Source organism: Sulfurimonas sp. (genome assembly GCF_018698455.1).
Classification (GTDB): domain Bacteria; phylum Campylobacterota; class Campylobacteria; order Campylobacterales; family Sulfurimonadaceae; genus Sulfurimonas.
The window spans coordinates 20979-27757 of the sequence record NZ_JABIOQ010000025.1 but is presented as its reverse complement, the minus strand read 5'-3'; the positions used below and the strand labels follow the sequence as shown (position 1 = coordinate 27757).

Here is a 6779-nt window from a genome sequence, read left to right as displayed (position 1 = left end):
GTCACATCAAAAATTTCTGCTACTTCTTTTATTCCCCTTCCACTATTTAAAAGTAATAATGCATGAGAATGAACTCGCTCTTTTTTACATTGACTGTTTTTTAACTCTTTTAGTTTCTTTAAAATATCTTTTTTTATTTCCATGGAAATTTATTAGCAATTATTAATCCATATTGAAGTTATTTTTGTCTTATTACTTATCGTAATTGAGAGGTTCTGGAGAAGTGCTTAAGTAGAGAGAATATACTTAAACCAGTACAACACAATCAAAGAGTTAAAAGAAGATGTAACTGACTATATGCAATTTTACAATTATAGGAGATTCCATGAAACGCTTGAGTATAAAAAACCGATGAAGGTTTACTTTGAGAGTTTGAAAATTAACAAGGAAATTTTTAACACTCAGGAGAAAAGTGTAGCATAGAGTTACACACTAGGATGGAATAAGGATTTTTGAAAAGTTATCTTGACATATTGGGGTGCTATAGTTTTAGGAGTTCATTATACTTCAGTCACACCTTGAGACTTAGTTCCGACTTTTTGATACTGGGTTTTCTTTAAGTCATTTTGATAAGTAAAATAATAAGTGACTTCTCCATCTTTACTCTTATGGTGATATACCTTTATATTTTTTTGATTTAATCATACTACTCATTTCTATTTCCTTGAATAGTAAATATATGTCACATCTTTAGAACGAACCTTAGAAACTAAAACAGTGTCAGATTTCCTTAGAACGAGAGGCATAAATTTACTGATTTTGATGTGTTACCTTAGAAAGAACTTAGAAACTATGAATTATTGTGAGGTTTTCTAGGGTTATTTTAAAAAATTACTAGGTAGTTGAAACACCGTTTTGGACAGTGTTTCGGGGTGATTAATTAAGTAAAATTATTGTACAATAGGGAACTATGTCCCTAGTTGTTACATCATACTTGGCATTCCCATTTGTCCTTGACCTTGGTCAGGCATAGGGATTTCTTCTTTAGGAAGTTCAAATATAGCAGCTTCTGTAGTAAGAAGTAAAGAAGATACCGAAGTAGCATTGGTTAATGCAACACGTGCAACTTTAAGTGGATCAATAATACCTGCTTCAAACATATCTACATATTCTCCAGTCGCAGCATTAAAACCTATGTTTTTATTTTCAGCAGATTCTACTGCATTTACTACAACACCAGTATCAAATCCAGCATTTTGAGCTATTTGTTTTATAGGAGCTTTTACCGCACGAAGAATGATTTCACAACCTATCTTTTGGTCACCTTCAAGTTCTATAGAAACTAAAGAAGCGGCACAAACTAGAGCAGCACCACCACCTATTATGATACCCTCTTCAACAGCGGCCTTAGTAGCAGAAAGAGCATCGTCAACTCTGTCTTTTTTCTCTTTCATCTCTGTTTCAGTTGCAGCACCAACTTTTATAACTGCTACTCCACCAGAAAGTTTTGCTAAACGTTCTTGTAGTTTTTCTTTATCGTATTCGCTTGATGTAGTTTCTATCTGAACTTTAATTTCAGCTATTCTTGCAGCAACAACCGTTACATCACCTGCACCATTTACTATAACAGTGTTGTCTTTGTCAATAACTACGCGTGAAGCTTGTCCTAGCATCTCTATAGTTGTAGCTTCAAGTGTATGTCCCGTCTCTTCAGAGATAACAACACCCGCTGTAAGCGTTGCTATATCTAGAAGCATTGCTTTACGTCTGTCACCAAAACCAGGAGCCTTAACAGCAGATATATTTAAAACGCCACGAAGTTTGTTTACAACAAGAGTAGAAAGTGCTTCACCCTCTACATCTTCAGCGATTATAAGAAGTGGACGAGAAGTTTTTTGAACTTGCTCTAAAACAGGAAGTAAGTCTTTTAATGAAGATATTTTACTATCACATAAAAGAATCCAAGGATTTTCTATTTCAGCTGTCATTTTTTCAGGGTTAGTAATGAAGTAAGGGCTGAGGTAACCACGGTCAAACTGCATACCTTCAACAACATCTAGTTCATCAGAGATACCTTTTGCTTCTTCAACAGTGATAACACCATCTTGGCCTACTTTTTCCATAGCTTCTGCTATCATATTTCCAATAGACTCATCAGAGTTTGCAGAGATAGTAGCAACTTGAGCTATATCTTTAGTTCCACTGACAGCTTTACTAGAAGCTTTTAAGTGTTTTAAAATCTCTTCACAAGCCTTATCCATACCGCGTTTAACTTCAACTGGATTTGCACCAGCAGTAATGTTACGAAGACCTTCAGAGAAGATGGCATTTGCTAGAACTGTAGCTGTAGTAGTACCATCTCCAGCTTCATCAGCTGTGTTTGATGCCACTTCTTTTACAAGTTGCGCACCCATGTCTTCTAGTTTGTCTTGAAGTTCAACTTCACGTGCAACTGAAACACCGTCTTTAGTGATGACAGGAGCTCCATAACTTCTTTGTATTAGTACGTTACGACCACGTGGTCCCATTGTCACTTTTACTGCATCTGTTAATTTTGCAACACCGCGTGCTAGAGCATTTCTAGCTGTATCTGAAAAAATTATTTCTTTGCTCATATTATCTGTCCTTAACCTATTATTCCGAAGATATCATCAGTATCTAATACCATATATTTGTCACCATCAAATGAAACTTCATTTCCAGAATACTTACCAAATAAAACTTGGTTTCCATTTTCTAACTCTGTAACTTCTTTGCTCACTGCTACAACTTCACCACGAGATGGTTTTTCTTGAGCATTATCAGGAATGATAATCCCTGACATTGTTGTTGTTGCTTCTTCTACACGTTTTACTAAAACTCTTTTTCCTAGAGGTTGAAAGTTCATTAAATGTCCTTTTGATAATTAAAATATATCTATATTATATATTTGCGATTTTACCATAATAGTTTTAATAAAAACCAATAAAAAATAAATATGATAATTAAGAACCATATAATTTATTAGATGACATTATAGGGATATATGAGAGTTTAGGAGGTGTATTTATGTTTTTTGGAAATAATGCGAAACTTGAAGCAGATATAGCTTTACAAGAGAGACGGATAAGTAAATTAAAATTAGAAATGAAAGAAGTGAAACAAAAAGCGAAAGATGAAGTGAAATTAATTCAAAATGAACTTGATGAATCAAACAGCAACCTTGAAATAGTTACAAAAGAACTTAAAGAATTGATTGAAAAAGTTGAAGATACGATAAGTTTTGATGTTGATACTGGAGCACACAATAGAAGATACTTTTATGATGTGTCTGAAAGTATAATTTCTTTAGCTAAACGTGACAAGACACATATATCTTTATCGGTAATATATATTAACCAATTGACAATTAGTGATGATGCACTTCAAAGTATTATTCATATGATTTCCGGTTCAATTAGAGAATGCGATATTTTTGTTAAATTTGATAGAAATAAATTTGTACTACTTTTTCCTGAAACATCTTTGAAACAGTCTGAGATTGTTTCAGCAAAAATACATACTTTAGTTGAAAATAAATATGCGGTAGATAACGGAAAATACACAGTCAGTATTGGTGTGTCAGAATTCATTCCATCAACAGATAATATAATGATTTTATTAGATAGAGCGGATAAAATAGCTAAAAATAGTTCGTAACGATAGAGCTAAAGAAGGATGTGAAATAAAAAAACATCTTTTAATCTTACTAAAGCAATAATAAAGCTTTTTCTAGTTATAATTCCGTCCTCTTAAAAGATGTCACGGTAGCTCAGCTGGTTAGAGCACTGGTCTCATAAGCCGGGGGTCGGGGGTTCAAGTCCCCCTCTTGACACCATTTTTTTAAGAGATTTTATACATTCCGGATTAGCTCAGCGGTAGAGTAGGTGACTGTTAATCACTTGGTCGCTGGTTCGAATCCAGCATCCGGAGCCACTCGTTTTTAAACCCCATAAACACTGATATTCTAACTGATTTACTTATTTGCTGTGTCCATATTGTGCCCAAAAGTGGCAGCACTCAAATAGCACCAAAGAAAGAAGCTCTTTAAATACCTTCCCTTTTTCGATACTAAATATATATTCTAAGCTTTCGCACCTGATAAAATGCTCTAAAGCCCAGATAGAAGTTTTATTAGTGAAATATCTCATGAAGTACTATTCATAATAATTGTTGCACTTCTAAAAGGTAATACAACCTTTAAAGATATATTTGAATGGATGCTGTTTAACAAAGAAAAAGAGATAATAAATGTACCTTCTCGTTTCAATCATTACTGCAGCAAAAGTATGTCTCATGTGATAGATGGCTCCATGCTCTATCTCACACACTTTGAGCAAGCTCTTCCACTTTGAATCTCTTATCCGTTTGATGTCATAGTAATATTCATCATATTTACTTGAAAACTTTAAGCTCAGGTGTTTATTTAAACTCCATTATGCTAATATGGAGTTAATTAACTGAAGGGAATTATCATGCATGTTATTTCTATATTTGAGCTAGAGATTTTTATCTAAGTTCATGACTTACTATCCTTATGAAACATTTGTTAAAGATGTTAAAACTCTTGTTGAAATGACAAAAGACTACAACCCTGACACTCTCGTCTCTATTGCAAGAGGAGGAGTAACTCTTGGACACGCTTATGCTAGTGCTACAGACAACAGACAACTAATGAGTATAAATTCAGTTTTATATAATGAACAAGAAAAAGGTGAAAAGTGTGAGCTGTTCAATATTCCAGACTTATCAAATGCATCAAGAGTCCTCATTCTCGATGATATTATTGATTCTGGACAGACAATGTTAGCGGTTGTAACTACACTTACAAAACTATATCCTCATGTAATAATTAAGAGTGCTTCTATATATTATAAAAAAACGCCTCTCATTCAATCTGCTTTTTCACTCTATGAAGCAAGTGACTGGATAGAGTTTTTTTGGGAAAAAGATTTTATGGAGAAAAGAAATGACTAAAAATACTTTAGGCTCGACATCAACAGAGTATGTATATGAATATGACCCAACTCTACTTGAAGTGTTTGACAATAAGCATGTAGATAATGACTACTGGGTAACCCTAAATGCAGATGAATTTACTTCTTTATGCCCCATAACAAATCAACCAGACTTTGCAACTTTAATCATTAACTATATACCTCACATAAAAATGGTTGAAAGTAAGTCTCTAAAACTCTATCTTTTTAGTTTTATAAACAATGGCGAGTTTCATGAAGAGGTAGTAAATAAGATAGGGAAAGATTTAGTGTCACTTATGGAACCAAAATACCTAGAAGTAGTTGGTCTATTTTATCCACGGGGAAATATTAGTATACACCCTACTTTTAGCTACTCTAATTCAAACAAAAAATATAAAGATATAGAAACACATAGATTTATAAACAGAAATATCAACCCACTAAGAATAGGATAAGCCCATGGATTTTAAAACAGTATCTATAGAAGAAGGCTCAAATATAGAATATAGCTCTGCGGAACTCCTTTTTTTAGCAAAAAGTGGTCAGCCATATCGTGGAACTCTCTATGTTAAATTTAGAAGTATTAACGAGACATTTGATCTACATGACTTTAAACACTACATCACTTCACTAAGAACTAAAAGTCTCAATGCAGAAGATATTGCCTTTAATATCTTTAAAACTATTGCTAAAAATATAAAATGTGATGACTTAGGAGTTCTTGTAGACTTAAGTGCACGTGGGGGAATAAAGCAAAGAATTAGCTTTGGAAAAGAGTTTATTGAGCATAAAAAAACAAATATTTTCCAAATTTAATCAAAATAGTTGATATATTATGAGTCTTCTGATATAATGTGCTCGATGAAAGATGAGGCTCGAGTTCATCTTTAGTGTGAAATTGTACGTTTGTTACATTTCGACCCCTAAAGACTCTCCAATTTTTGACTCCACTGAGAATTAATTTTCTTAGTGATTTTTTTACACAAGGCAATACAATGGCAGAATTACAAGACGGTTCAGTTAAATGGTTTAACGACGAAAAAGGTTATGGTTTCATACAACAAGACAATGGTGGCAACGATGTATTCGTACATTTCCGTCAAGTTAACAACAATGGCGGTGGACGTGTTTCACTTGCTGAAGGTCAAAGAGTAACTTACGAAGTTGGAGAAGGTCAAAAAGGCCCTCAAGCTGAGAACGTAACTCCACTTTAATCTACCTCTAAACCCCTATTGTAGGGGTTTAGCCACTTCTACTATTTACTGCAAGACCACAAAATTTTAAAAACTACCTCTATTTTTACTAAACAATATACTTAATTCAATAGATACTCCTACCAGCTATAAAAAATTTAATAAAATTCAACTTTAATAATCGATTTACTAAAAATTACACTTGATACTAGAATTGGCGAATTAATAATAATAATTTTTAGTTATACTTACGACACATTAATAAGTGGACATAACTATAATGAACCCCTAAAACTAAACCAGTAAATCTTATTTTTTAATTCCAAGATGTTAGAATAAAAAGATGAAGATATAGGGATTAAAAATGAGTACAAAACGAAAGACAATAATTCATTATAATGTCCCCAGAAAACAAACCACTCAATACAAGATTCTTATTAAAAAAGATAAAATAAGAACAATAAAGTGAGGGATAAAAAATGAGTACCAAGAGAAAAATATATAGTGCAGAGTTCAAAGCAAAAGTAGTTTTAGAAGCTGAGCTAACACTAAATCAGATAGCAAGTAAATATGAGTTATTACCAGTGAATGTAAAAAACTGTAAAAAGATGTTTTTAGACAATATGTCATTGGCATTTGACAAGAGCAC

9 protein-coding genes, 2 tRNA genes and 1 pseudogene are annotated in these 6779 nt (G+C 33.0%); 10 read left to right on the top strand and 2 right to left on the bottom strand.

What is annotated here, in order from left to right:
* Window positions 1–240: 240 nt before the first annotated feature.
* The gene (locus HOG88_RS11895; protein WP_367234511.1) at window positions 241–423 is read left to right on the top strand and encodes an IS3 family transposase; all 183 of its coding nucleotides are present in this window, start codon (window positions 241–243) and stop codon (window positions 421–423) included.
* A gap of 500 nt (window positions 424–923) precedes the next feature.
* On the opposite strand, the gene groL is transcribed toward HOG88_RS11895, so the two are convergent.
* Together groL and groES are read right to left on the bottom strand one after the other, a co-directional pair.
* Window positions 924–2555 (bottom strand): chaperonin GroEL, encoded by a 1632-nt coding sequence (gene groL, locus HOG88_RS04080; protein WP_295003485.1) that lies wholly within the window; start codon window positions 2553–2555, stop codon window positions 924–926.
* Between the two features lie 11 nt (window positions 2556–2566).
* The gene (gene groES / locus HOG88_RS04075) at window positions 2567–2827 is read right to left on the bottom strand and encodes a co-chaperone GroES (RefSeq protein WP_295003483.1); all 261 of its coding nucleotides are present in this window, start codon (window positions 2825–2827) and stop codon (window positions 2567–2569) included.
* Between the two features lie 161 nt (window positions 2828–2988).
* Between groES and HOG88_RS04070 the strand changes: the two genes are divergently transcribed.
* The 9 genes and pseudogenes from HOG88_RS04070 to HOG88_RS04030 form a co-directional block, all read left to right on the top strand.
* On the top strand, window positions 2989–3618 hold the full coding sequence (locus HOG88_RS04070) for a GGDEF domain-containing protein (protein ID WP_295003481.1): 630 nt from the start codon (window positions 2989–2991) through the stop codon (window positions 3616–3618).
* Window positions 3619–3719: 101 nt separating this feature from the next.
* Window positions 3720–3796: transfer RNA gene (locus tag HOG88_RS04065), tRNA-Met, on the top strand.
* A 23-nt stretch (window positions 3797–3819) separates the two neighbouring features.
* Window positions 3820–3894: transfer RNA gene (locus HOG88_RS04060), tRNA-Asn, on the top strand.
* 284 nt (window positions 3895–4178) lie between these two features.
* On the top strand, window positions 4179–4313 hold the full coding sequence (locus HOG88_RS04055; RefSeq protein WP_295003479.1) for a hypothetical protein: 135 nt from the start codon (window positions 4179–4181) through the stop codon (window positions 4311–4313).
* Between the two features lie 166 nt (window positions 4314–4479).
* On the top strand, window positions 4480–4935 hold the full coding sequence (locus HOG88_RS04050; RefSeq protein ID WP_295003477.1) for a phosphoribosyltransferase: 456 nt from the start codon (window positions 4480–4482) through the stop codon (window positions 4933–4935).
* Window positions 4928–5392 (top strand): preQ(1) synthase, encoded by a 465-nt coding sequence (queF, locus tag HOG88_RS04045; protein WP_295003475.1) that lies wholly within the window; start codon window positions 4928–4930, stop codon window positions 5390–5392. Before HOG88_RS04050 ends, queF begins: the two co-directional genes overlap by 8 nt.
* Before the next feature lie 4 nt (window positions 5393–5396).
* A complete protein-coding gene (locus tag HOG88_RS04040; protein ID WP_295003473.1) occupies window positions 5397–5753 on the top strand; it encodes a hypothetical protein in 357 nt (118 codons plus the stop codon).
* A 179-nt stretch (window positions 5754–5932) separates the two neighbouring features.
* Window positions 5933–6151, top strand: coding sequence for a cold-shock protein (locus tag HOG88_RS04035; protein WP_295003471.1), 219 nt, complete (start codon window positions 5933–5935; stop codon window positions 6149–6151).
* Window positions 6152–6609: 458 nt separating this feature from the next.
* Window positions 6610–6771, top strand: a pseudogene (locus HOG88_RS04030) (transposase); the annotation flags it as partial.
* Window positions 6772–6779: the final 8 nt, after the last annotated feature.

Excerpts from the sequence above, each read along its gene's own strand:
- groL (WP_295003485.1), bottom strand. The coding sequence starts at position 2,555 with ATGAGCAAAGAAATAATTTTTTCAGATACAGCTAGAAATGCTCTAGCA.
- groES (WP_295003483.1), bottom strand. The coding sequence starts at position 2,827 with ATGAACTTTCAACCTCTAGGAAAAAGAGTTTTAGTAAAACGTGTAGAA.
- HOG88_RS04070 (WP_295003481.1), top strand. The coding sequence starts at position 2,989 with ATGTTTTTTGGAAATAATGCGAAACTTGAAGCAGATATAGCTTTACAA.
- HOG88_RS04055 (WP_295003479.1), top strand. The coding sequence starts at position 4,179 with ATGCTGTTTAACAAAGAAAAAGAGATAATAAATGTACCTTCTCGTTTC.
- HOG88_RS04050 (WP_295003477.1), top strand. The coding sequence starts at position 4,480 with ATGACTTACTATCCTTATGAAACATTTGTTAAAGATGTTAAAACTCTT.
- queF (WP_295003475.1), top strand. The coding sequence starts at position 4,928 with ATGACTAAAAATACTTTAGGCTCGACATCAACAGAGTATGTATATGAA.
- HOG88_RS04040 (WP_295003473.1), top strand. The coding sequence starts at position 5,397 with ATGGATTTTAAAACAGTATCTATAGAAGAAGGCTCAAATATAGAATAT.
- HOG88_RS04035 (WP_295003471.1), top strand. The coding sequence starts at position 5,933 with ATGGCAGAATTACAAGACGGTTCAGTTAAATGGTTTAACGACGAAAAA.